Raw genomic sequence first — 22791 nt, 5'->3', positions numbered from 1 at the left:
TTACTCTGTAATAGACTAAAATCGAAATTTTTTACCAGCCAATGGCACGATATAAACGCTGCCACATTAGTTTATTTTGCTGTTTTAAGCTCAATGCTCGAGTGGCCACTTCGTCTGTCAGACTGACTTTTTGCTCAAGTAAATCGGCAAGCGCGGCTAATAGGCTGTCTTCTGAGAGTGTTTCTACACAAAACTCACCCATACCAAAGTCTTTCATCATGGCATGGTATTTATGGCTCCAGCTGGTGGCGATACAAGGAATGCCTTGGCTAAGCGCATTCACTGCGCCATGAAAACGTGAGCTCACCGCCAGTTCTGCTTTGCCGATAAAGGCTTTCACCGCAAGAGGATCTTCTATTTGGACTAAGCCACAAGGGGAAAGCGCTGCAATCTCGGCACAAAGTTCGGCATCCTCTTTCCCTTCATGGTTGACGAGTACCGGTTGAATGCCTAGTGCTGTTAAATAATCGGCTGCAGCAGCAAAGGCTGCGACATATTGCTGGCGCATACCTTCGGCATTGGCGTGATTATATTTTGAGACTACTTTTGAATTAGGGATCAGTGCTGCAAAGGGGACGTTTAAGGTCGGTATTTCGGCATTCGCTTGTGGCGTTAAGCCTACCGTAAAGTCAGGGGTTAAAATAACATGTTCAGGTAAAACCTCGATGCAGCTTTGTAAATGACTCAGTGACACTGGATCGCGAACAAAAATCAGTCTGGCATGCGTAATAATATCGCGCATAGCGGCTTTGCTTTGTTTTGACTGAAAGGGGCCAAAGGCTTGTGGCATAAAAATATAAGGTTTGCCTGCTTTAGCAAAGCGTACAACTTCTTTCGCGGTATTTTGTAAAAATGTCAAAGGCCATTGATCACCATAGGCGAAACCACTGGCTTCTAGTACTAAATCCACGTCACGCTCGGTGACCATGCCATAACGCTTAAATAACCGCAGCAGCGCCTGTGGTAAACGCCCCAGCAGGCCAGTTAAGTCTAAACCTTTACGCCGAAACGCCAGTTTTTGCCAAGCACCGTGACGTGCACGTTCGGGGTAGGGTAAATTCGGGCCAGGTGATAATACTAGCTCGAAGGGTTTCTCTTTCGCTTTTAAACCTTGCAGGCAAGCCAAAAGCATTAAATATGCCCCTTTATTCCGAAATTGAACGCCTTTAATTTCTACAAAATACGGTTTATTCATTCAGATTGTCCATTATGAGTCGTTGCTGTTTTTTTTGCTTTTAGCAGTTGCCATAATTGGCTGCGGGTGCTTTTGGCAAAAAATAAGAAGAAAAATGAAGCATAAGCGTAAGAGATTAAGGTCGCCCAAGCTGCGCCTACAATGCCGTACTGAGGGATCCACCAAAGGTTAAGTAGTACATTAAGCAGGGCGCCCATGCCATGGCTAAACAGCGATAGCGGCTCTTGTTCGGTGATAACTAAGTGCTGGCCAATTAAATAGCGCACAAAGATAAAGCAGCCTGCCCAAATATGGATCCTAAGCACCGTGATGGCTTCACTAAAGGCTTCACCAAACAGCAGCATAATGATCCACTCGGCACTGAGGCTCATCATGACCGCTATCGCCAGTGCTGCACTAAAAAACATGAGTGCAAAGCGGCGTAACTTTAATAAATAGCCATCCCAGCTTTTTTCATAGGCTTTTAGCATATCTGGGTAATAACGCACTGCCAAGGTTGCCGGAAAGACATACCATAATTCGGATAAGCGGCTGGCTGCGGCATAAATACCGGCTTGTTCGGTACCGGCGATACTGCCCAGCATCACAATGTCAATTTTTAGGTAAATCACCGAGACAATACCGGACAGCCAAAGCCACGCGGAGCGTTTAAGTAATTGCTGGGCATACTCCAACCGAAAATGCTTTGGATGATAAGCTGGCCAGCGTTGCTGCTCTTCTTTAAAGGGCCGATGTTTTTTGCGGTAAATCACATACTGCGCCAAACCGACCAGTAAAAATTCAAGAGCAAACACTAAGATTAAACTGGCAATACCAAACCCACGATATAACAGCAGTAATTTTAGTCCAAAACTAGCCAGCGAAATTATCGATTTTACATAAGCACTAGTGCGAAACGTACCCTGATAATTTAAGTAAAACTCGAAAAGAAGAAAGCCAAAAAATGCCTGCAACACAAACAGCAGCGGTATGGCATAACTAAGATGGCCGCTAAACAGCTCTGGATTAACCAGATAAAACAGACCCAGCATCAAGCCACCACCGAGCAAGCCAAGTAGCAGTCGAATACTGACTGCGGTGTATAACATGGTCATTGCGGCTTGCCCGGTAGGCAGCTTGGTCATTTGCCGCACCACCAGATTATTCAAGCCCATACTGGTCAAGGGCACTAGAAACGCACTCCAGGCCATGATAATGGAGTAAACACCTAACTCGCTGGCACCTAGCATTCTTGCGACAAAGATCGTCAGTATTGCGCCCGCAGTCAGTTTGACTAACTTATCACCCAGCATAGCGGTAGCGCGGGCTTGTAACAGCTTTTTCAGCAGCCTCATGCTTGTCTCCCACGCAAACGACGTCGTAAATTCGACAAAATCCGCCATATATTCTGCAGCAGCAGGATGTAAGCTGTAAAAACTATGACAAACAGCAATAGCATGACGATATCGGGGATCATCAGGTATTCACCAATAATACCGATACAGGCAAAAATACAGGCTAAAGCCGTGATCAAAGTCAGTGATTCGCGTGGGTTTAAACCTAAGCGCAGGGAAATATGATGTAAATGTTCGCGATCCGCTTGAAAAGGTGACTGCCCCTTTAAGATACGTCTAAGCATAATAGCCACCATGTCCATCAAGGGTATGGCAATTAACCAGAGTGCAGTGATTGGCCGAAAACTGGCTGTTTCACTTTGGGTGCCGGTGATGAGTAACCAAATCACGGAAAAGCCAATAAGCATACTGCCAGCATCACCCATAAAGATTTTTTTACCTGGGACTAAGTGCAGATTAAAGGCTAAATAAGGTAACAAGGCGCAAATCAGTAACATGGGCAAGAGTGCTTGCTCAGGTTGGCCCCATAGCAACATAAAGCCTGCGATGGCGACAAAGCTAACCAAGCTTAACATGCCTGCTAGCCCATCAATGCCGTCGGTCATGTTGAAGGCGTTAATTGCGGCGATAACAGCAATAAGTGTGATGGGTATACCCAAGAAGCCAAGTTTAACCTCTCCAAAACCAAACAGGTTTCCTAAGCTGGCGAGATGTAAATCAAGCGCAAATACCATGCCTAAGCTAACAACTAATTGCACTGCTAAGCGTAATTTAACGCTAAGATCGAGATAATCATCAAAAGCGCCTAACACTACTATGCTGCCAGTTAATAACAAATAAAACATCAGGTTTAGATCCTCTGGTGCAAAGAGCACAATGGAAAAGGCTAAGCCTGAAAAAACGGATAGGCCACCGATCAAAGGAATGGCCCCGGTATGTTGTTTGCGTCCTTTGGGGATGTCTACTAATCCGATTTTTTGAGAAAGTGGATAAAACAGCAAAATCGCCAACAGACAAAATCCAAACGCAGCGAAAAATAATAGCAGTTGCGAAGTCATAGTAAGTTCATTTTATTTAATTTTGCCTAGGAAACGCTTATTCAGCTGAGCGTCAGCTGAAAATTGTTGTAATAATAATGCTTAGTGAGAAAATAAACGACTGGCTAACGCTAATACTTTTTAAACAAAGCCTTTTTCCATTTCAGTCACATTCTCAGGAGTTATACTTTAACGTGGCCAGCGCTCATCCTAAACTCTTAATTATTACCAATATGGGGCCTAAAACATCTGCGCCTTTTCAGGGGCAGTTTGTAACTAATCAAGTGGTTGAGTTAACTAATCAGGGGCAACCAGCTGATTACCATTATATGCGTTGGCATAGTGACTCTTGGCTGAACAGCATATTGAAATATCCCGTTTTCTTTTTGGACTTCGTATGGCGTTTTCTGCTAAGCCGTAAACGCTATCAGATTATTCATGTGCACTTTTTTTACCCCAGTATATTTTTAGCGCTGCTGTATCGATTACTGCGTAACCGACAGCTGAAAATCGTGGTGACCTGTCACGGCAGTGATATTTACTTTTATCAGCCACCAAGTCGACTCTATCGTTGGTGTGCGAAGCAGGTCGATTCTTGGATTTTTACCAGCGCGAGTTTAAGCCAGCAGTTTTTTTTCACGCCTGTACAGCAACAAGTCTTGTCGGCAGGGATCGATGGGCGCTATGCTGCCGCGCGTTGTGTACTTTTTTCAGAAAAAGATATCGACATTTTGTATGTGGGGGCCTTGGACAACAACAAAGGCATGGATCGACTATTGGCATTACTCCCTTTGCTGCCACATTGCCGTGTTGTGGTGGCTGGCGCGGGACCTTGGCAAGCAACGCTTGAGGCCGCAGCCAAACAGTTTGCTAATCTGCAGCTGTTAGGCGCGCAGTCACCTGAACAATTGCAAAAACTGTATGAGCGGGCACGTTGTTTTATAAGTTTGTCTCGCAATGAATCTTTTGGGTTAGTGATGGCGGAGGCGATGGCTTGTTATACCCCAGTCGTCGCCACTGAGACGGATGGCTCTACCGCGCAGGTACAACCTGGTATGACTGGATATCGAATCAGTCAACAGCAAGCAGAGCCGGAAATCATCGCGCAGGTTTGTCAAAGTATTCACCAGCTGTTTGGGCTTTCAAACAGCGCTTACACTTCGCTGCAGCAAGCATGTCGGCAGCAAGCTGAAGCGGTGTTATTACCTGGGGTGATTCGACGTTTGCGGCAACTTTATCAGGATTTAACGCATGGACAATAGTGCAGTAAATAGCATAGAGGCTATTTCGACCGTAAAGATAGGGCCTGTAGCTGTGTCAGCTTTTGACGATATGACACAATTACTTAATTTTATTGTGCAAGACAGTGGTGAGGTTTTTGGCGGTTCGGCTATTGCCATTAACCCGGAAAAAATCTTAACCGCAATAGAAAATCCAGCCATTTTAGCTGTCATCATGCAAGCAGATATTCGTTATGCCGATGGCATTGGCGTGGTTAAAGTGATGCGAAAACGACTTAACCGACGAGTGCAGCGCATTCCGGGTTGCGAATTGTGGCAGGCGCTGATGCAGCGTGCGGCTTTATTTAACGTGCCTGTTTACTTAGTAGGCGCGAAGCCTGAGATCTTGGCGCAAACGCAAGCGAAGTTGGTTGCACAAGGCGTGAATTTAGTTGGTGCTACGGATGGTTATTTTCAGGATGAAGCTGAACTCATTAACCTTATCAAGCAAAGTGATGCCCGTATTGTCAGTGTTGCCATGGGCTCGCCTAAGCAAGAACTTTTGATACAGCGGATACAAGCACAACATCCCGCCTGTTTTTATATGGGGGTTGGTGGGACTTATGATGTGTTTACCGGAAATGTAAAACGTGCTCCTGCACTGTGGTGTAAGCTCAATCTTGAGTGGGCCTATCGACTGCTATCGCAACCCAGTCGTATCGGGCGGCAACTAAGGCTAATAAAATACCTTTGGTGGTATTGGCTAGGAAAAATTTAAGGATAGCTGGATGTCGCAAAATCCATTAATCAGTGTGTATATGCCCACTTTTAACCGTGTCCAAATGGCCTGTCGTGCTATTGATTCGGTGTTGGCGCAGGATTACCCGCATTTTGAGTTAATTGTCGTTGATGATGCCTCTTCAGATGAAACCTATGACGTGCTAACTGCCCGCTATGCTGCTGAGCCAAGGGTGAGCATTCTGCGGCAAACGCATGGCCAAGGTGCTTGTGCTGCACGAAATCGGGCAATAAATGCAGCAAAAGGTGATTTTGTTACCGGCTTAGATGATGATGACGAATTTTTACCACATCGCTTAAGCAGCTTGTTAGCGGCTTATGATGATAAATATAGCTGTGTGTGTTCAGCCTATATTTGGGATTATGGCTCGGTCAAGAAAACCCTATATGCTCAGCAGCAAACCGTTAGTTTAGCTGAGCTCTTGGATCTACATACCTTGTCGAATCAAGCCCTGGTCAAACGTGAGCGGATGTTACAACTGGGAGGCTTCGATACTACGCTGGCGGCATTTCAAGACTATGATATGTGGGTAAGAGTTGTCGCTGCGTTTGGCCCTGCTTTACGTATTGCTGACGCCAGTTATAAGGTGAATGTGGGGCACGAGCTTGGCCGCATAACTAACTCACCGAAACGTTTGGATGCGCATCAGCAATTTGTTGCCAAACATCGTAGCTTGATGAACGAGCGCAACCTGCAAAATCAAATGTTTTATCGTATAACGATGCAACAGCAAACACTGAGTTTAGCGCAAGTGATGCATCTATGTCGTTATGGGTTAATCAAACTGAAAGTGCGCTATTATCTCAAACAACGATTGGCACGTCTGAGTCAGTTGCGGATTAGGCTATTCAGTAAAGGTTTAAGCGGTTTATTTAAAAAATAATGATGACCTTAACGACGACTCAACTACAGACCGCTGCTTTAGACCGTATATTGCTTTTTCTGGCTGCTTTGGTGGTATTGGTGGACTGGTTAAATGGGCTGCTTTGGCATACTGTTGGACAAAGTTATCATCTAGCTGCCCTGTTTAAAGCACTATTGTTAGCGGGATTCAGCATCCGAGGCTGGCAGCTTTGTCGAGAGTCGTTATATGCGCCATTTGGCCTAATGTGTTTAATGTTGCTAGGTCCTGTTTACGTGATGCTGTTAAAAGGACATAACGGTTTATGGCAAGATATTCAGTTGATTGCCAAAGTCGGGGCGTTATTAACCGCTTTAGCCTATTTTAGTGTGCTGGCCAAGCGCGATCCTGAGCGCTTTGCTCAATGGCTAGATAGATTTGTGCTGGGGAGCTATCTGCTGCTGTTGCTGAATTTTTGTGTTGGATTGGCAGGCTATGGTGGTACTGCTTATCAGCCAATGGAAGAAGTGTCGCAAAAGTTTCTTGGTATAAAGGGCTTTTTTATTTCTACCAATGAATTATCAGCCTTATTGTTGGTGTTGAGTTGTTGGTTATTAATGCGATCTTGGCAAGTAAAGCGTTGGTGTTACCCTATAATCGCTGCGTCCACTTTGCTGATGGCTGCACTGATGTTGACAAAAACGGGGCTTTTTGGCAGTTTGCTGCTGATATGCTTTATTCCATTATTACTGACCTCGACGCATCACTATCGTAGCATTTATCAACAATACAGACGCGCCATAGTGGCAGCTGGGATACTTTTATGTGCTTTACTGTTGTTGTTAATCTGCAATTTTCAAGCTCTTTTACAGTGGGTTGGGCTTTACGATAAGTTGGTATTCTCTTATCAACAACGTGGATTAGCAGGCATTATTTTATCGTCGCGTGATTTTTATTTAGTCCGAAATTTCACCACGGTGTCTGAGCATTATCCGGAATGGCTTCACCTATTTGGTGTAGGCCAGAGTGGAGTACAGTTATTGCTTAAAAAATATTTTATTGAATTAGATTTATTCGATTTATTGTTATTTTATGGGTTAGCCGGTGCGTTGCTATTTGCACTGAGTTTTTGGCGTATTATCTTGTTGACTATTCGCCAACTGGCTATCAGCAAAGCAGCTGCACCTGTGCTTTTGTTGAATATAATACTTTTGCTGGTATCTCTGTTAGCGGGGCATGTTTTGACCTCGGGTATGCTCTGGTTGCCTTGGGCATTAATCAATGTCGGTGTGCTTGCGCAGGGGTTACACCCCTTGCCAAATCAGGCGAATAGTGCAGCAAACACGTCCCTTTTAGCAGGCACCAAGTCATGAAAGATTTGCTTGAACCTTTTCTCTATCCGCATAATTTACTGTTGTACGGTTTGTTAGTTGCTTGTATTTGCTATAAAAAAAAGGGGCTATGGTTGCTCTTTGTTTTTTATTATGTCATGGGAAATACCTATATCGCCAATCACGTTAGGCATTGGTATAGCAATACCCTTAACTTTGCCGCTACGGTTGATATATCTGGCGCGGGCAAGACACCTGCGGAGTCGGCACTTTATATCGTATTGGGGTGTGGTGGTTCAGCGACACAGTTACCGGCTTGTGCTTCCGCTCGCCTGCAACGGTTAAGTGTAGAGCTGGCAGACGTTGCGACGAAACAAAGTCCTGCGGCTGTGTTAATTACTACACGCTATTGCCAACCTTATCTAGACGCTTTAGCTGCGCGTCAGTTTGCTTTCGTGGTGGACTGTTATGATGCCGGCGAGAATACTTATCAAGAATTTGCCAGCTTGGCCAAGCGCTTGCAGAAATCGCAACCGCTTAGATTTATTACTAGTGATTTTCACGGTTGGCGTGTGCGGAAATTGATAACCGAGTATCAATTTAATGCCAGCGTTGGCGTTGCCCAAACCCAAACCTTTCGCGCGGTAAATTGCAGTTTGAACTGTCTGTTTACTATCAATCTGACGAATCTAGATTTTTACAGTAAGTTAATTGCTGAATTTAGTAGCTATGCGATTTATCGGTTCGGAGGAGCGCGCTTTACCGGTGAGGTGTCCGGCTAAATAACGCTAAACCCAGCAAAACACCGCAAATTGCGCCGAAAAGATGAGCGTCGATTGCGACTTCGGCCGCCAGTTTAGCGGCCAGCTCGGCATCTGGGCCAAAGTATTGCTCAAAGGCCAGTTTTACGGCTACCCCGAGCAGAATTAAGATGCCACTACGAAAACCTTGCCGAATGTCTAACACTGCGCCAAAACATAAGATGCCATGTAAAACCCCCGATAAGCCAACATACAGAGTCAGATCCTTGGCAAAAAACCAAAGGCATAGACTGGTGGCGAGGCTAATAACTAACACTTGCCAAGCGAAAGCCAAGCGCTGCTTGAGAGGTGCATGCAGTAGCATGATGACAAAAAGACCGCAAAGATTCATCAAGAGGTGATACAGGTTGCTATGTAAGAAATGGCCCGTGAGCAGCCGCCACAGCTGTCCTGCTTCAATCGCTAAGCTGTTGTATTCTAGAGTAAGCTGAACTGTTTTAGGGCAAAAATACAGTACAGTGATTAACACAGCCACAACTAAATAAGGTAAATAGGTTTTAATTAAGTGACTTTGCATTGGCTGAGTTGATCTTATGCTGCTAACTGGTTAGGGTAATAGGGCATTATTATAAGGAAAGTCCCCGTAATGAAAAGAAATCTTCTCTTAGTTACTTTTGGCATTGGTTATTTCGTCATTGCAAGTTTTACTTCTTCATATGCCGTTACTACACCTCAAGAAACGCGAGAGCCTGAAGCAGCGACCGGTGTTATTGCACAGCAACTTACGGTTTTTCCTAATGCCATGGTGGCCGCTGCCAATCCTCTAGCGTCTGATGCTGGGCAACGTATTTTGCAAGCGGGTGGCAGTGCTATTGATGCGGCTATTGCAACGCAATTAGTTTTAGGTTTAGTTGAGCCGCAAAGCTCCGGTATTGGCGGGGGAGCCTTTATTTTGCATTGGCAGGCTGACAGCCAGGCCTTAACGACCTTTGATGGACGAGAAACCGCACCTGCCTCAGCTGGCCCAGAATTATTTTTTAATAGTGGCAAGGTACTAAGTTGGCGTGAAGCATACGTAGGAGGAAAATCAGTGGGTGTGCCAGGTGTACTGCGGGCCTTGGCTGATGCACATCAACAGTATGGTAAGCTACCGTGGGAAAGTTTATTTAGCGATGCAATTCAGTTGGCTGAGCAAGGCTTTATGGTGACAGATCGTACCGCCAAGCAACTGGCAATGGGCTGGAATCAAGGCTTAAAGCAATTGCAGCCTGCGAGCGTGTATTTTTATCCGCAAGGTCAACCGTTAGCAGCCGGACAGTTACTGAAAAACCCTGCCTATGCTGCCATTTTAAGACAAATCGCGAAACAGGGCGTAACTGCATTTTACGAAGGTGAAAATGCGCAAGCGTTAGTGCATACCGTGCAACACGCGGCCATTAATCCTGGTCAGTTAAGTCTTGCCGATTTAGCTGCTTATCGCGCTATTGAGCGAGATGCCATCTGTATTCCTTATCGGGTATACCAAATTTGCAGTATGGCGCCACCGAGCTCGGGCGGGGTAGCCGTATTACAGATGATGGGCATTTTGGCGCATTTTCCACTGGCCGATATGCCGCCAAACAGTGCAGAAACGGTTCACCTCATTAGTCAGGCTGCGCGTTTAGCGTTTGCTGATCGGGATCACTATATTGCCGATCCTGCTTTTGCAGTCGTGCCCGTGGCAGGCTTATTAGCGCAAGATTATCTAAAGGCTCGGGCAGCGTTAATTACTGCAAAAGATCAAGTAGCTACTGCTGGGATCCCTGAGGGAGCATTAGAAACTGTCAATGCCCCTGCTATTGAATTCCCGAATACCAGCCATTTATCCATTGTAGATGCCGCGGGTAATGCGGTCAGTATGACCACTAGTATCGAAAATGTGTTTGGTTCTGGCTTAATGGTTAACGGCTATCTATTGAACAATCAATTGACTGATTTTAGTTTAGCGCCCAACAAGGGCGACCAATTAGTGGTTAATCGGGTTGAAGGTGGCAAACGTCCTCGCAGTTCAATGGCTCCTGTGATGGTATTTGATGCAGACAATAACTTAAAACTGGTCATTGGCTCGCCAGGTGGTAGCCGTATTATTAATTATGTCGCACTTAGCTTAGTGGCGGTGTTAGATTGGCAGCTGGATGTGCAACAAGCAATAAATTTACCGCGTCATACCCATCGGAATGATTATTTGGCGTTGGAAAAGGGGACTAATTTAGAGGAATTACAAAGCGCGCTTGCTGCCATGGGCTATGACGTTAGAATTCAAGATTTAAATAGTGGCTTGCATGCTATTGCGTTAGAAGAAGATTCCTTAAAGGGCGCAGCTGATCCGCGCAGAGAAGGTAAGGTGAGTGGTTTTTAACATTTTTATTTGAGTATTTTTTGATGAATGAGATTACAGCTTCGGTAAAGGCAGGCGTACTAACATTAAGTATGCAACGACCCGAGAAGAAAAATGCGCTTAATTTGCCAATGTACACCCAGTTAACCAAGGCATTGCTAGATGCTGAGCAAGATAGCCAAATCAATGTGGTGGTATTGCAAGGCAGTGCAACCTGCTTTACTAGTGGTAATGATTTACAGGACTTTCTTGCGGCGGGTCCTTTAGATGAAGAGCATCCCGTAGTACAGTTTTTATATACGGTGGCGGCTTTTCCTAAGCCCTTGATTGCTGCTGTTGCAGGTTTAGCCATAGGCATAGGTACTACAGTGTTATTGCATTGTGATTTAGTGTATGCCACCGCTGACTGTCGCTTTCAGATGCCTTTCACCCTATTAGGTTTGTGCCCTGAAGCAGCGTCCAGTTTGTTATTGCCACAGATTGCAGGTTATCAAAGAGCGGCACAATACCTATTATTAGCCGAACCCTTTACTGCGCAACAAGCGGCGCAATTTGGTTTGGTAAATGAAATTGTTAGCAATGAGCAGTTACTGGCTTATGCTGCGACCAAGGCCGAACAATTAGCCGCGTTGCCGGCGCTCGCGGTGCAACGGAGTAAAGCCTTGTTAAAGGCACCGCAATTGCAGCAAGTACAACAAACGATAAAAAATGAATTAATCGATTTTGGTCAATTACTCAGTTCGGATACGTGCCGGCAGCGTTTACAGGCGTTTTTTAGCAGGTAGTATTAAGAAAAAACGGCGATTAAGTCATTAGCGCTTGGCAATTTTGGAAATAGCACCCGCATTTAACGAATGCTGGTGCTAAACTTGTCTGCTAGCACCTCATTGACTAGCCAATTCCCTCTCTGTCGCACCAACACGACGGTACGGGTTTCTTGAATTCTCCTGTTATCAAATTCACCGTCAAAGATAAGTTGAATACTCGCCTGATCGTCATATTGTTCGCGCAAATTACGACCACTCCGATTGACGTTTATTAAAACCTTGTCAAAACTCATATTAAATAAGGTTCTTCCTACTTGGCGCGCTGTACCATAAGAGCCAATTAAATTCGCAAACTCTTTCGTGCTCATGCTTTGTGCTTTTTCGAGATCTTTTTCATTATAAATAGCTTGGAAAAATTCGCCGGCGATGTGCTCGGGAGAGCCTAATTGGGCATTCACTGTATTACTTGGTTTGCATGCTGTTAAAGCGAGAGTAATAACAATTAAGAGTAATTTGAAAAGCGACATAAGGTTAATCTTTTAATTGCACAATTACTTTAAATTGTGTGCGCTTTTCTAGAATCTGTAAAGAAAAAGGCTGCATAAAGCAGCCTTTATAGGATTAATGGTTTATGCTTCTAATTCTTGCTCAGTAAACACACTGGTAAATAGTGGGCTTGTTAAGTAGCGTTCCGCAGCACTGGCTAAGATCACAACGATATTTTTACCAGCAAACTCAGGGAGTTCAGCTAAGCGCGCGGCAGCGACAACGGCAGCACCAGAAGAGATCCCCGCTAGAATACCTTCTTCTTTCATTAATCGATGTGCCATGGCGATAGCCTCTTCACTGCTAACCTGTTCTACTCGGTCAATTAAGGCAACATCTAATACGGCTGGGATAAAACCGGCACCAATACCCTGTATTTTATGTGGGCCAGGCTTAATTTCCTGTCCGGCTTTGACCTGACTTATCACTGGCGACTCGGATGGTTCAACCGCCACACTGATTAATGGATGCTGTTTTTCTTGCTTGAAAAAGCGGCTGACGCCCGTAATAGTGCCACCTGTGCCAACACCAGCGACAAACACATCGACTTGACCGTCTAAATCATTCCAAATTTCTGGGCCAGTGGTTTCAAAGTGGATCTGCGGGTTCGCTGGGTTATCAAATTGACCTAAAATCAGGTATTTTTCTGGATTGGAGGCTTGGATTTCTTTCGCTTTTTCAATTGCACCCTTCATGCCCTTGGGGCCTTCGGTCAGCACTAAATTCGCACCAAGCGCTTTTAACAGCTTACGACGCTCTAAGCTCATGGTAGCAGGCATGGTCAAAGTTAATTTATAGCCTCGGCTGGCGGCAACGAAGGCCAAAGCAATACCGGTATTGCCAGACGTCGGCTCTACTAATTCTTTGTCTGCTGTTAAAATACCACGCTTTTCTGCGTCCCAGATTAATGCTGCACCTAACCGGCATTTCACGCTAAAGCTTGGGTTACGAGCTTCGATTTTCGCGTAAACATTTGCGCCGTTAACCACGCGGTTTAATTTAACTAATGGGGTACGACCGATTGATAAGGTGTTATCTGCATAGACATTCGCCATAAAAAACTCCAGAATTAGATAATATTGGTTATAAGCATACGCACCTAGCTAAAAAAATGAAGTAGCATTTGGCTATAACTTATAGCTGTTTTGATTTATCCAAAGGAGTAGATATGGGATTTGCCAGTACTGAAAAATATATTGTTTCTAACGAATTGGCTTTAGCGGTTAATGCTGCTATGACCTTGCAAAAGCCCTTACTCATAAAAGGTGAGCCGGGCACAGGTAAAACACGTTTGGCGGAAGAACTGGCGCAGAGTCTTGATACGGAACTATTGCAGTGGCATATCAAATCAACCACCAAGGCGCAGCATGGATTGTACGAGTATGATGCCGTATCAAGGCTCCGTGACAGCCAATTGGGTAGTGAGCGGGTTCAGGATATCGCTAATTACATTAAACCCGGCAAATTATGGCAAGCCTTTACTGCGGCAAAGCGCCCTGTGTTGCTCATTGACGAAATTGATAAAGCTGATATTGAGTTTCCCAATGATTTATTGCACGAACTGGATCGCATGAGCTTTTATGTGCATGAAACGGGGCAGCAAGTCAGCGCCGCGCAACGGCCAATAGTGATTATTACCTCGAATAATGAAAAAGAGTTGCCGGATGCTTTTTTACGGCGTTGTTTCTTTCATTATATCCGCTTTCCAGATGCCGCTATCCTTGAGCAAATTGTAGCTGTGCATTTTCCGCAAATCCGACAGCAACTGCTGAGCACCGCTTTAGAAATCTTTTTTGAGTTACGCGCGCTACCAGGATTAAAGAAAAAACCTTCCACCTCAGAGTTACTTGATTGGTTAAAACTGTTACTTGCAGAGCAAATTCCGGCGGAAGTGCTGCAACAAAAACAACAGCAAGGTGGCTTAATGCCGATGTTTGGTGCCTTATTAAAGAATGAGCAAGATACTCAATTGGTGGAAAAACTGGCTTTTTTAGCGAAGAGAAAATAAGTGCAGGCAATTTTTACTGCGTTTGACTTAGTTTTTTGCTACCGCTGCCACCGAGCTTAAGGGTATACAATGTTAATTGAATTCTTTTTTACCTTACGCAAATACGGGTTAAAAACCAGCATTACCGAATTGTTAGATTTACTTGATGCTTTAAAACAACAGATTGTATTTGCCGATACCGAGGCGTTTTATCAATTATCACGTTTGGTATTAGTAAAAGATGAAAGCCAATACGATAAGTTTGATCGTGCTTTTGCTGACTATTTTGAAGGTGTTGCGGAGGTTGATTTGGCCAGTCAGATCCCTGATGAATGGCTGCTCCCGAATATGCTTAGGCAACTTACTGCCGAGGATAAAGCTGCGTTAAAGGGATTAGGAAGTTTAGATGAATTATTAAAACAACTTCGTGAGCGCTTGGCTGAACAACAAAAGCGCCATGCCGGTGGTAACAAATGGATTGGTACGGGCGGGACCTCACCTTTTGGCGCTTATGGTTATAATCCAGAAGGTGTCAGGATTGGGCAGCAGGGCAGTGGTGCCCGCCGAGCCGTGAAAGTGTGGGATAAACGCGATTTTAAAGATTTAGATGTGAACAGCGAACTGAATAACCGAAGTATGAAGCTCGCTTTACGGCAACTAAGACGTTTTGCCCGAACCGGCGCCGCTACGGAACTTGATCTGAATGGCACCATTCAGGCGACGTCAGAGCAGGGCGGTTATTTGGATCTGCGGTTTGTGCCAGAGCGGCATAATGCCATTAAAGTGCTGATTTTCTTTGATGTTGGTGGGTCGATGGACGATCATATCCTATTGTGCCAACAACTGTTTGCTGCAGTAAAGACCGAGTTTAAGCATCTCGAGTTTTTCTATTTTCACAATTGTGTCTATGAAGGGGTGTGGCGAAATAATCAGCGTCGATTCACAGAGCAAACCGCAGTCTTAGATATTCTTCATACCTATGGTGCAGATTATAAGTTAATTTTTGTGGGCGATGCGACGATGGGGCCTTATGAAATTGATTACCCTGGCGGCAGTGTTGAGCATTGGAATCAAGAGCCGGGACGAGTCTGGATGCAACGATTACTGGACCATTATCCCAAAGCAGTCTGGTTAAACCCACAACCGCAAGCATGGTGGCCACACTATCATTCAATTAGTATTATTCAAGAATTGATGCAACAACGTATGTTTGCTTTGACCTTAGCCGGATTAACTGAGGCGATTAGCAGTCTCAGTTAACAAAGAGAGGGGCTGACGCCCCTTTCATTTTTTGCTGCTTATAGTTTATACCCTGAAAGTAGTTGATTTAGTTGCTGCGCCATTTGACGTAACTCGCTACTGGCAAGGGCGAGATTACTTGCCTCTTGGTGTGATTGATCGACCGCTTGAGCAATTTGTTCCATGTTTTGGTTGATGCCACCTGCAACGGTAGCGAGTTCTTCAGTAGCACTGGCGAGTTGGTCATTAACATCCGTGATTTCCGTAACGGCTTTATTGATACGAGCTAAAGCTGCTGTAGCCTCTGAGGATCGCGCTATAGTTGCGCCTGTTTCTTGCTGGCTTAGCTGCATCGAACTTACTGCACGAGCCGCATCTTGCTGGATTTCGGATATTTTGTTGTTAATATCTTGAGTGGAACGCGCCGAACGGCTGGCAAGTGTTCGCACCTCATCTGCTACAACCGCAAAGCCTCGACCTTGCTCACCAGCTCGAGCTGCTTCAATAGCGGCATTGAGAGCCAGTAAGTTTGTTTGTTCGGCGATACTGCCAATCACTTCTGTAACAGCGCCGATTTGTTGGCTACTGTTCGAGAGATCGGACAATACTGCTGCGACTTGCTCTACTTTTTGTTGTAACAGCTTGATAGCAGATAAGGTCTGTTCAACTGCCGCTGAGCCTGCACCGGTTTCTTTATCCGCTTCTCTGGCAGAGTGCGCGGCACTGGTGGCATTACGAGCCATATCATCGCAAGTTGTGCTCATTTCATGCACTGCTGTGGCCACTTGCGCTGTCTGAGACATAACTTGCTGTAACAGCGATTGACTTTGCTGGCTGGAGCAATCTAAGGTTTCTGACTGTTGATTTAAACCTGTCACTAGGGCGCGTTGTTGGCTAATCAAATCACGTAACCGTTTTACCAGCACTGCAACTGCAGCGAGCAAACTGGTTTCATCCCCTGCATTTAATTTTATTGAAGCGCTAAAATCACCCGCGGCAATTTGCTGCACTAAGCTGCGGGTTTCTGCAACTTCCCCACCTAGCTCTCTTAACAGCCAGCGACGTATGTAGAGTGAAATAAATACCGTTAAACATAAAACGATTAAGATCACTAAAGCCAGTTGACTCGCGGTTTCCCAAAAGACAAGTTGCACGTCGTCAATATAAATTCCAGAACCCAGCACCCAGCCCCAGTCTTGATCTGCGGTAACATAAGATAGCTTAGTGTAGCGCTCTTCAGTAACGCCGCCCGTAGCCAGCGGTTTTGGCCATTGATACTCGACAAAGCCACTGCCAAATCGATTCACCGTATCTACAAAGCTGACGAATAGATTTTTATTATCTAAGCTAAGTTGTTGTTTGCCATCTGCGCTACGCATCAGCGTAGCATAGTTGAAGTTGGGTCTATCTAAAATTGTACCATCTAGAGTCGGGACTGTTGGATGCATTACCATTTTGGGGATAGGGCGACCCAGATCATTAATCCAAATATATTCAACTTTATCGTAACGAATGGCTCTTATCGCATCTAAGGCAGCTGCTTGAGCTTGCTCGCGGTTTAAAACGCCATTTTTTTCTTGTTGCTTATAAAAATTGACTAAAGATACGCCAACATCGATAACAGCGACAACTCGTTGTTCCCGACCTTCAATTAGCTTTTGTTGTAGTGCAGTTAAAGCAAAGGAGGCAATTAGTAAAAAACCCACCAAAGCTAGCAATGGTAGGATTAATAAACGCCCCGCAACGGTTTTCCAAAACAGCATAATGAGAACCTCTTTTATCTTCCATTATTTAAATAAGCATAGCGTTAAAAATGTAAAATTATTTATTATTTACAAAGATATTTCGTATTTGGCTTACTAGTAAATAAAAAATACTCGTTGGGCTTTAACAAGTATTGGTATTAGTGAAAGCTCTGAGCTTAAGGTCACCGCGGTTTAAAAACCAAAACGGCACTCTGGTGAGTGCCGTTGGTTTTATTTACGCGTGAGAGGGGCGTTTGCAGGTTTATGCTATGCAGGCTATCAAGAAGAGATTCAAAAGGGATTATCCTCCTCTTGCGTTCGCGTCTTGCGTTCTTGCATTTCAGTAAAGGCGGCATTAATTTCATCTAACACCGCATTGACATCAACCGTATGGGCTTTTTCGTTAAAAATCCCGGTAAGTTGGGTTTCAGGATTGAGGTTACCGGCTTCGAATAATGACCAGATTTCTTTTGCGTATTTACTGTCGGCAAGATCAGGTGCAAACTGCGCGTAGTACTGGGTGATATTGTCGATATCGCGCGTTAACATCCACTGTGCATTATTATTTGCTGCAGCATCAATGGCTTGTGGTAGATCAATGATTACTGGCCCATGCTCATCTTGCAGTACATTAAATTCCGATAAATCACCGTGCACTAGGCCAACAGCCAACATGCGAAGCACATGTTGCATCATGACTTTATGATCGCGTCTGGCTTGCTCGGGGGGCAGTTGGATATCATTTAAGCGGGGCGCAACGTCGCCTTCCTCATCGGTAATCAGCTCCATAATTAAGACGCCATCATAACAACCATAAGGCGTAGGCACCCTGACGCCGGCGTCAGAGAGCTTGTACAACGCATCGACTTCGGCATTTTGCCAACTTTCTTCCGCTTGCTCTCGACCAAAACGTGAGCCTTTTTCCATGGCTCTGGCACGACGGCTGCTGCGGACTTTACGTCCTTCTTGGTACTGTACGGCTTTTTTGAAACTACGCTGACTGGCTTCTTTATACACTTTTGCGCAGCGAATGGCATCACCACAGCGTACCACGTAAACAGCCGCTTCTTTACCACTCATTAGTGGTCTCAGTACCTCATCTACTAACCCTTCATCAATTAAAGGTTGCAGCCTTTTGGGTGTTTTCATTCCACACCTATATATGACTTAACTGGTCTGACCGGTACCGGAGTGCGGTCTGACCCGTGTTTAAAGTTCGAGGTAGTGCGGCCAGCCAAGTAGCGGGCTTTGCAAACCGTGTTTATGTTCAAAAGCATCTAATTTTTCAGGCGACGCATCGGCCTTTTGTAACAATTGATAGTCGCGGCAAAAATGTAAGGTTCGAAGTAATGCGGGGACAAAGTGCTGACCAAGATCTTGGCGAATAGCTTGTGCATTGTCGCTGGGTAACTCACAAAGAATTGCTTCAGTTTGCATAACTAAATACGTTTCACTAAACCAGTGTTCAGCAAGCGTAATCTGCCGAAGACGTTTTCTTAAATCTTCTTTGACTTTATCGCCGCCGGTAAGCGCACGATAAAGGACAATTTCAGCTAACACCTCTTCTAAACTGAAGTGCTCAAATTCATCAAATACCTGACGTTGATAAAACTGCTGCCGCAATAATTTCATGGCATGTAAACGATGATGTTCGGTTAACGCCTGTTGATAGGCTTGCCAACCAAGCCATTCTTCTGTTTCTGGTGGGCTAGAGATTTGGCTAAGTAATTGTTCATCGACTTCGCCATAGAGTGAGGCTTTGCCATTACTCTTGCGGCTTACCGTAGCCAGCATACTCCAACCTTTCTGGAAGGGTTTTATCAAACCTTCTGGCGCCATTAGTAGTTGTAATGCTTTTTGTTGATCCTGTTCGCTAAGTGCTATGAGTCCAAGACTGACAATGCCAATTACATCGTGGGCTGCCTGTTCTAATAAATGCATTTTGTATTTATTATAAAATTTATCAGCAAACTTGAGGCTCATTAACACGGCTTTGCATTTAATCTGTGCTAATTGCGTTGCAGTTAAGGTGCCATCTGCTGTTGCTTGATAAATCACCTTACTTAAAAAAGGACCTTGCTGGTTATCCCGAACAATTAACTGCATCTGGTTTATCCCTTAATCCAGAAAACTGAACATATCGTCAACTTCAGCGAACTCGTCTTCCACATGGTTTTTCTCTTTCGCTTGCATCACAAGTTCAGTGGCAAATTTACTGATAATGCCTTCCCAGCCTGAGCGTTCGTTGCGAATTAAGGCCTTAATCGCCCCTTCCACTTCCGGCGTTAGCTGGCGAATCAAAGCAAGTAGACTTTTCGGATCGTCATAGCCGATATTGTTAGCATCTTCTGCTAATTGCCTTTCAGTATAACTTTCAGCTTCCTCTAAGTGTTCTTCATCTTCGTACAATTTATCTTCCCAGTAGTTCTCGTACTCTAGGATTTCGCCACGGAAAATTTCGATAAAGGGAATCGACAAATAAAACAAACCAGCCGGATCTTCAGCAATACACTCCAGTATTTCGGCCTGTTTTTCTTCACTTTCCTGAGTGCGAATAAGGTAAGTTAAAAAATCAAAGGTGTGCTGCTTTAATTCTTCCGCATTATTTTTGATTTTTTCTTCCCAGTACAATGGCTGCTGGCAGACAATGTCGCGAATCTTCTCTGGTGTCATTAATTCAGAAATAATTGAAGGGAATGACAAATCGTGCTGACTGTTCATTTGTGTCAGGGTGACAATATCAATTTGTTCAATCACTTCGCCTAATTGCTCATCGCTCATCGTATTGGCAATGATTTCAAAACGCTTACTTGCTTGTTTAGGTTCAACTAAAGCCAGTTCTTTAATCTCGGCGGCGGCAATCGCAATTAAATCAGTACTCACTATTAGGTCTCCCGGTTAAAGCGAATTTCATCGTATTGATCGTCGTAGCCTTCTTCATCTTCATCATGATCATCGTCGTAATCGTCACCTTGATAAGCCTCTGCGTCATAATCCGCTTCGTCGCTTTCATCATCTAGATCATCTGCTGCTTTTTTAGCGGGTATGGCTTTGTCTTGTGTCAGTAGATACAGCGCAGCACAAGCTTCAATTAAAGTATTTTCAGAATAATCCCGAACTGCCTTTACCAAAGGTAAGTCTGCATTATTGAAAGCGACAGCAACTTTGAATTCATCCCAAGAAGGTTGTTTGGCGCTGCTTAACCACTGATTCCACTTGGCAGCTGTACCTGGCGGAAATTTTACCCTGCCAAAGAGTGCCATAGGTAAGTATTCGGGCACCGATTCCAGCATTTCAGGATCACTAAGCAGTACAGCTTTCATTTTACTGGTAAATTGTTCCAGTGCTTTAGGGTTTTCCGGATCGCTATACGAATCGATATTATCCCGAGCATCACTATGTAATGCACGGATTCGAGCTAAATTCAGTTTGCTTGCCATGTTGGCCTCACGCATAAAATTCGTCCCACAGCTCGCGCATGGCGGCAGTAGGATCGGTAACAATGACGTTATTAAAGTCTTTTAAAAAAGCACTGCGCTGCTTGGGATCGGCTAACACCTCATAGGCGGTTTTAACCCGTTGCAGTTGAGCCGCAGCTTGGGCATGTTCATCTTCAGATAAACCATGCAGCTTATCAGGGTGATATTTATTGGCTAAGCGTCGATAGGCTTTTTTTATTTCGTCATCACTGGCATTGGACTTAACGCCAAGTACCCTAAAGTGATTTATCATGCACTTATCCTTTAGACACGGGGTAGAATCAAACTTAACAGTGGCAGATAATAGCAGATTTGTTGCTTTTAGAGCAGGTCAACGTAAAACAAAAATGCCAGCTACGCAGCTGGCATTGTTCATTGAGGTAACTGACTTTTAGTAGCCTTGGCTATGTACATCGCGCACGGCACGACCTGATGGATCGGTCATCTCAGCCATCTTGGCATCCCACGCCAGCGCCTCTGGCGTAGAGCAAGCTACTGATTTACCGCCAGGCACACAAGCAATAGCACCAGCATGCGGGAAGTGCTCTTCAAAAATCACCCGATAATAATAAGCTTCTTTGCTATCTGGCGTATTCACCGGGAAGCGGAAGCTGGCCGTGGCCATTTGCTGATCGGTAATCTCTTTCGCAGCATGGGCTTTTAAGCTGTCAATCCAGTTGTAGCCGACGCCGTCGGAGAATTGTTCTTTTTGCCGCCATAAAATTTCATTTGGCAATAAACCATCAAAGGCGTGACGCAAAATATGCTTTTCCATTTTGCCATTGCCACACATTTTCGCTTGTGGGTTTAAGCGCATCGCCACATCCATAAACTCTTTATCTAGGAAGGGCACGCGAGCTTCGATACCCCAAGCTGACATGGCTTTGTTGGCACGGTTACAGTCAAACATATGTAAGCGATCTAGCTTACGTAAAGTTTCTTCATGAAACTCTTTGGCGTTAGGGGCTTTATGGAAATATAAATAGCCACCAAAAATCTCATCAGAGCCTTCGCCTGAGAGCACCATCTTAATGCCCATGGCTTTAATTTTGCGGGCCATTAAGTACATTGGTGTTGAGGCACGAATAGTCGTGACATCATAGGTTTCTAAGTGATAGACCACGTCACGTAGCGCATCTAAGGCTTCTTGCACACTAAAGTGCACCGTATGGTGTACAGTGCCAATGGCATCAGCCACCTTTTGTGCGGCAATTAAATCAGGTGAGCCGGGTAAACCGACGGCGAAAGAGTGCAAGCGTGGCCACCAAGCTTCGCTTTGATCATCATCTTCAACACGGCGTTTGGCAAATTGCTGAGCAATCGCAGAGATCAGTGATGAATCTAAACCACCGGATAATAATACGCCATAAGGCACATCGGACATCAAGTGCGTTTTAACACTGTGTTCAAGCGCCGCTTTTAACTCTGCCTCACTCGCTGGGTTATCTTTAACGGCATCAAAACGTTGCCAATCGCGCTGATAATATTTTCGCAGCTCGCCAATTTTACTGTCGAAGTAATGGCCTGGTGGGAATTCTTTGATTTGTTTACAAACAGGAACTAAGGCTTTTAGTTCAGATGCAACAAATAACTGGCCATGTTCGTCATAGCCGTAATATAGCGGGATGATCCCCATATGATCGCGAGCAATCAGATAGCGTTGTTGTTCGGCATCATACAAAATAAAGGCGAACATGCCGTGCAACTGGTCAATAAATTCTGCACCATGCTCCAGATAAAGCGGTAAAATTACCTCGCAATCTGACTTCGTTTTAAACGGGTAAGGGGTTGCCAGATTTTTTTCGAGTTGCTTATGATTGTAGATCTCACCATTCACTGCCAGAATGTGATTTCGATTATCATTTATCAGCGGTTGGGCACCATTTTCAGTATCTACAATGGCGAGGCGCTCGTGCACCAAAATGGCATTGTCGTCATTCCAAATGCCAGACCAGTCTGGACCGCGATGACGTAATAATTTAGATAACTGCAGCGCCTGCTGGCGCAATGCTTTAACATCTTGTTTGATGTCAAGCACCCCAAATATCGAACACATGATAACCTCTGAATTTAGTAATTAAGTATAATGTTTGGCAGTATGTACGTCTAAACGCACTGCTTGACTGTGCCATG

Annotated in this window: 22 protein-coding genes; 9 read left to right on the top strand and 13 right to left on the bottom strand. The window is 44.8% G+C overall.

Translation table 11 applies throughout. The annotated features are described in order from the left end of the window. Nucleotides 1–31: 31 nt before the first annotated feature. Genes ACO1PK_RS16280 through wecA form a run of 3 tightly spaced genes read right to left on the bottom strand, consistent with a single transcriptional unit; the run spans nucleotide 32 to nucleotide 3587 of the window. Entirely contained in the window at nucleotides 32–1195 is a 1164-nt protein-coding gene (locus ACO1PK_RS16280; RefSeq protein WP_423186638.1) for a polysaccharide pyruvyl transferase family protein, read from the bottom strand. Continuing rightward, nucleotides 1192–2529, bottom strand: coding sequence for a flippase (locus ACO1PK_RS16275; RefSeq protein ID WP_423186637.1), 1338 nt, complete (start codon nucleotides 2527–2529; stop codon nucleotides 1192–1194). Before ACO1PK_RS16275 ends, ACO1PK_RS16280 begins: the two co-directional genes overlap by 4 nt. After that, nucleotides 2526–3587, bottom strand: coding sequence for a UDP-N-acetylglucosamine--undecaprenyl-phosphate N-acetylglucosaminephosphotransferase (gene wecA, locus ACO1PK_RS16270; RefSeq protein WP_423186636.1), 1062 nt, complete (start codon nucleotides 3585–3587; stop codon nucleotides 2526–2528). Before wecA ends, ACO1PK_RS16275 begins: the two co-directional genes overlap by 4 nt. Before the next feature lie 173 nt (nucleotides 3588–3760). Between wecA and ACO1PK_RS16265 the strand changes: the two genes are divergently transcribed. The 5 genes from ACO1PK_RS16265 to ACO1PK_RS16245 are packed head-to-tail and all read left to right on the top strand — an operon-like array spanning nucleotide 3761 to nucleotide 8539. Then, nucleotides 3761–4828, top strand: a complete 1068-nt coding sequence (locus tag ACO1PK_RS16265) for a glycosyltransferase family 4 protein (protein WP_423186635.1) — start codon at nucleotides 3761–3763, stop codon at nucleotides 4826–4828. Next, nucleotides 4818–5564, top strand: a complete 747-nt coding sequence (locus ACO1PK_RS16260) for a WecB/TagA/CpsF family glycosyltransferase (RefSeq protein ID WP_423186634.1) — start codon at nucleotides 4818–4820, stop codon at nucleotides 5562–5564. The genes ACO1PK_RS16265 and ACO1PK_RS16260 overlap by 11 nt, the downstream gene beginning before the upstream one ends. A 10-nt stretch (nucleotides 5565–5574) precedes the next feature. Further along, a complete protein-coding gene (locus ACO1PK_RS16255) occupies nucleotides 5575–6468 on the top strand; it encodes a glycosyltransferase (RefSeq protein ID WP_423186633.1) in 894 nt (297 codons plus the stop codon). After that, complete coding sequence (locus ACO1PK_RS16250) at nucleotides 6468–7799, top strand: hypothetical protein (RefSeq protein WP_423186632.1); 1332 nt, start codon at nucleotides 6468–6470, stop codon at nucleotides 7797–7799. Before ACO1PK_RS16255 ends, ACO1PK_RS16250 begins: the two co-directional genes overlap by 1 nt. Continuing rightward, on the top strand, nucleotides 7796–8539 hold the full coding sequence (locus tag ACO1PK_RS16245) for a hypothetical protein (protein ID WP_423186631.1): 744 nt from the start codon (nucleotides 7796–7798) through the stop codon (nucleotides 8537–8539). The genes ACO1PK_RS16250 and ACO1PK_RS16245 overlap by 4 nt, the downstream gene beginning before the upstream one ends. Here ACO1PK_RS16245 and rrtA read toward each other — a convergent pair. Further along, nucleotides 8517–9095 carry a rhombosortase gene (gene rrtA, locus ACO1PK_RS16240; RefSeq protein ID WP_423186630.1) on the bottom strand — a complete coding sequence of 193 codons (579 nt, stop codon included), beginning with the start codon at nucleotides 9093–9095 and terminating at the stop codon, nucleotides 8517–8519. The genes ACO1PK_RS16245 and rrtA overlap by 23 nt on opposite strands. 69 nt (nucleotides 9096–9164) lie before the next feature. On the opposite strand from rrtA, the gene ggt reads away from it, so the two are divergent. Then, nucleotides 9165–10916, top strand: a complete 1752-nt coding sequence (ggt, locus tag ACO1PK_RS16235; RefSeq protein ID WP_423186629.1) for a gamma-glutamyltransferase — start codon at nucleotides 9165–9167, stop codon at nucleotides 10914–10916. A gap of 23 nt (nucleotides 10917–10939) precedes the next feature. Continuing rightward, the gene (locus tag ACO1PK_RS16230; RefSeq protein WP_423186628.1) at nucleotides 10940–11680 is read left to right on the top strand and encodes an enoyl-CoA hydratase; all 741 of its coding nucleotides are present in this window, start codon (nucleotides 10940–10942) and stop codon (nucleotides 11678–11680) included. Nucleotides 11681–11742: 62 nt separating this feature from the next. Here the strand turns inward: ACO1PK_RS16230 and ACO1PK_RS16225 are convergent, their stop codons facing one another. Both ACO1PK_RS16225 and cysK read right to left on the bottom strand, forming a co-directional pair. Beyond that, the gene (locus ACO1PK_RS16225; protein WP_423186627.1) at nucleotides 11743–12189 is read right to left on the bottom strand and encodes a hypothetical protein; all 447 of its coding nucleotides are present in this window, start codon (nucleotides 12187–12189) and stop codon (nucleotides 11743–11745) included. 102 nt (nucleotides 12190–12291) lie between these two features. Continuing rightward, on the bottom strand, nucleotides 12292–13263 hold the full coding sequence (cysK, locus tag ACO1PK_RS16220; protein ID WP_423186626.1) for a cysteine synthase A: 972 nt from the start codon (nucleotides 13261–13263) through the stop codon (nucleotides 12292–12294). A 113-nt stretch (nucleotides 13264–13376) separates the two neighbouring features. Here cysK and ACO1PK_RS16215 point away from each other — a divergent pair, with 113 nt between their 5' ends. Both ACO1PK_RS16215 and ACO1PK_RS16210 read left to right on the top strand, forming a co-directional pair. Then, nucleotides 13377–14216, top strand: a complete 840-nt coding sequence (locus ACO1PK_RS16215; RefSeq protein WP_423186625.1) for an AAA family ATPase — start codon at nucleotides 13377–13379, stop codon at nucleotides 14214–14216. A 69-nt stretch (nucleotides 14217–14285) separates the two neighbouring features. Continuing rightward, nucleotides 14286–15455 (top strand): vWA domain-containing protein, encoded by a 1170-nt coding sequence (locus ACO1PK_RS16210; protein WP_423186624.1) that lies wholly within the window; start codon nucleotides 14286–14288, stop codon nucleotides 15453–15455. 38 nt (nucleotides 15456–15493) lie between these two features. Here ACO1PK_RS16210 and ACO1PK_RS16205 read toward each other — a convergent pair whose 3' ends face one another. The 7 genes from ACO1PK_RS16205 to asnB all read right to left on the bottom strand — a co-directional run bounded on the left by ACO1PK_RS16205 (nucleotide 15494) and on the right by asnB (nucleotide 22714). Beyond that, a complete protein-coding gene (locus tag ACO1PK_RS16205; RefSeq protein WP_423186623.1) occupies nucleotides 15494–17197 on the bottom strand; it encodes a methyl-accepting chemotaxis protein in 1704 nt (567 codons plus the stop codon). A 273-nt stretch (nucleotides 17198–17470) separates the two neighbouring features. Then, a complete protein-coding gene (locus tag ACO1PK_RS16200) occupies nucleotides 17471–18328 on the bottom strand; it encodes a PA4780 family RIO1-like protein kinase (RefSeq protein WP_423186622.1) in 858 nt (285 codons plus the stop codon). Nucleotides 18329–18388: 60 nt separating this feature from the next. Continuing rightward, on the bottom strand, nucleotides 18389–19285 hold the full coding sequence (atcC, locus tag ACO1PK_RS16195; RefSeq protein ID WP_423186621.1) for a cold adaptation protein AtcC: 897 nt from the start codon (nucleotides 19283–19285) through the stop codon (nucleotides 18389–18391). A 12-nt stretch (nucleotides 19286–19297) separates the two neighbouring features. Next, the gene (atcB, locus tag ACO1PK_RS16190; RefSeq protein WP_423186620.1) at nucleotides 19298–20062 is read right to left on the bottom strand and encodes a cold adaptation protein AtcB; all 765 of its coding nucleotides are present in this window, start codon (nucleotides 20060–20062) and stop codon (nucleotides 19298–19300) included. Nucleotides 20063–20064: 2 nt separating this feature from the next. Continuing rightward, nucleotides 20065–20619, bottom strand: coding sequence for a cold adaptation protein AtcA (gene atcA, locus ACO1PK_RS16185; RefSeq protein ID WP_423188244.1), 555 nt, complete (start codon nucleotides 20617–20619; stop codon nucleotides 20065–20067). 7 nt (nucleotides 20620–20626) lie between these two features. Beyond that, nucleotides 20627–20911 (bottom strand): J domain-containing protein, encoded by a 285-nt coding sequence (locus tag ACO1PK_RS16180; RefSeq protein ID WP_423186619.1) that lies wholly within the window; start codon nucleotides 20909–20911, stop codon nucleotides 20627–20629. 138 nt (nucleotides 20912–21049) lie between these two features. After that, nucleotides 21050–22714: an asparagine synthase B gene (asnB, locus tag ACO1PK_RS16175; protein WP_423186618.1), complete on the bottom strand. Its 1665-nt coding sequence runs from the start codon at nucleotides 22712–22714 to the stop codon at nucleotides 21050–21052. Nucleotides 22715–22791 lie beyond the last annotated feature (77 nt).

The sequence above is a fragment of the Alishewanella sp. d11 genome, from assembly GCF_049390205.1.
In the GTDB taxonomy this organism is placed as follows: Bacteria; Pseudomonadota; Gammaproteobacteria; order Enterobacterales; family Alteromonadaceae; genus Alishewanella.
This window is presented reverse-complemented; position numbering and strand designations above follow the sequence as displayed.

Excerpts from the sequence above, each read along its gene's own strand:
- ACO1PK_RS16280 (WP_423186638.1), bottom strand. The coding sequence starts at position 1,195 with ATGAATAAACCGTATTTTGTAGAAATTAAAGGCGTTCAATTTCGGAAT.
- ACO1PK_RS16275 (WP_423186637.1), bottom strand. The coding sequence starts at position 2,529 with ATGAGGCTGCTGAAAAAGCTGTTACAAGCCCGCGCTACCGCTATGCTG.
- wecA (WP_423186636.1), bottom strand. The coding sequence starts at position 3,587 with ATGACTTCGCAACTGCTATTATTTTTCGCTGCGTTTGGATTTTGTCTG.
- ACO1PK_RS16260 (WP_423186634.1), top strand. The coding sequence starts at position 4,818 with ATGGACAATAGTGCAGTAAATAGCATAGAGGCTATTTCGACCGTAAAG.
- ACO1PK_RS16255 (WP_423186633.1), top strand. The coding sequence starts at position 5,575 with ATGTCGCAAAATCCATTAATCAGTGTGTATATGCCCACTTTTAACCGT.
- ACO1PK_RS16250 (WP_423186632.1), top strand. The coding sequence starts at position 6,468 with ATGATGACCTTAACGACGACTCAACTACAGACCGCTGCTTTAGACCGT.
- ACO1PK_RS16245 (WP_423186631.1), top strand. The coding sequence starts at position 7,796 with ATGAAAGATTTGCTTGAACCTTTTCTCTATCCGCATAATTTACTGTTG.
- rrtA (WP_423186630.1), bottom strand. The coding sequence starts at position 9,095 with ATGCAAAGTCACTTAATTAAAACCTATTTACCTTATTTAGTTGTGGCT.
- ggt (WP_423186629.1), top strand. The coding sequence starts at position 9,165 with ATGAAAAGAAATCTTCTCTTAGTTACTTTTGGCATTGGTTATTTCGTC.
- ACO1PK_RS16230 (WP_423186628.1), top strand. The coding sequence starts at position 10,940 with ATGAATGAGATTACAGCTTCGGTAAAGGCAGGCGTACTAACATTAAGT.
- ACO1PK_RS16225 (WP_423186627.1), bottom strand. The coding sequence starts at position 12,189 with ATGTCGCTTTTCAAATTACTCTTAATTGTTATTACTCTCGCTTTAACA.
- cysK (WP_423186626.1), bottom strand. The coding sequence starts at position 13,263 with ATGGCGAATGTCTATGCAGATAACACCTTATCAATCGGTCGTACCCCA.
- ACO1PK_RS16215 (WP_423186625.1), top strand. The coding sequence starts at position 13,377 with ATGGGATTTGCCAGTACTGAAAAATATATTGTTTCTAACGAATTGGCT.
- ACO1PK_RS16210 (WP_423186624.1), top strand. The coding sequence starts at position 14,286 with ATGTTAATTGAATTCTTTTTTACCTTACGCAAATACGGGTTAAAAACC.
- ACO1PK_RS16205 (WP_423186623.1), bottom strand. The coding sequence starts at position 17,197 with ATGCTGTTTTGGAAAACCGTTGCGGGGCGTTTATTAATCCTACCATTG.
- ACO1PK_RS16200 (WP_423186622.1), bottom strand. The coding sequence starts at position 18,328 with ATGAAAACACCCAAAAGGCTGCAACCTTTAATTGATGAAGGGTTAGTA.
- atcC (WP_423186621.1), bottom strand. The coding sequence starts at position 19,285 with ATGCAGTTAATTGTTCGGGATAACCAGCAAGGTCCTTTTTTAAGTAAG.
- atcA (WP_423188244.1), bottom strand. The coding sequence starts at position 20,619 with ATGGCAAGCAAACTGAATTTAGCTCGAATCCGTGCATTACATAGTGAT.
- ACO1PK_RS16180 (WP_423186619.1), bottom strand. The coding sequence starts at position 20,911 with ATGATAAATCACTTTAGGGTACTTGGCGTTAAGTCCAATGCCAGTGAT.
- asnB (WP_423186618.1), bottom strand. The coding sequence starts at position 22,714 with ATGTGTTCGATATTTGGGGTGCTTGACATCAAACAAGATGTTAAAGCA.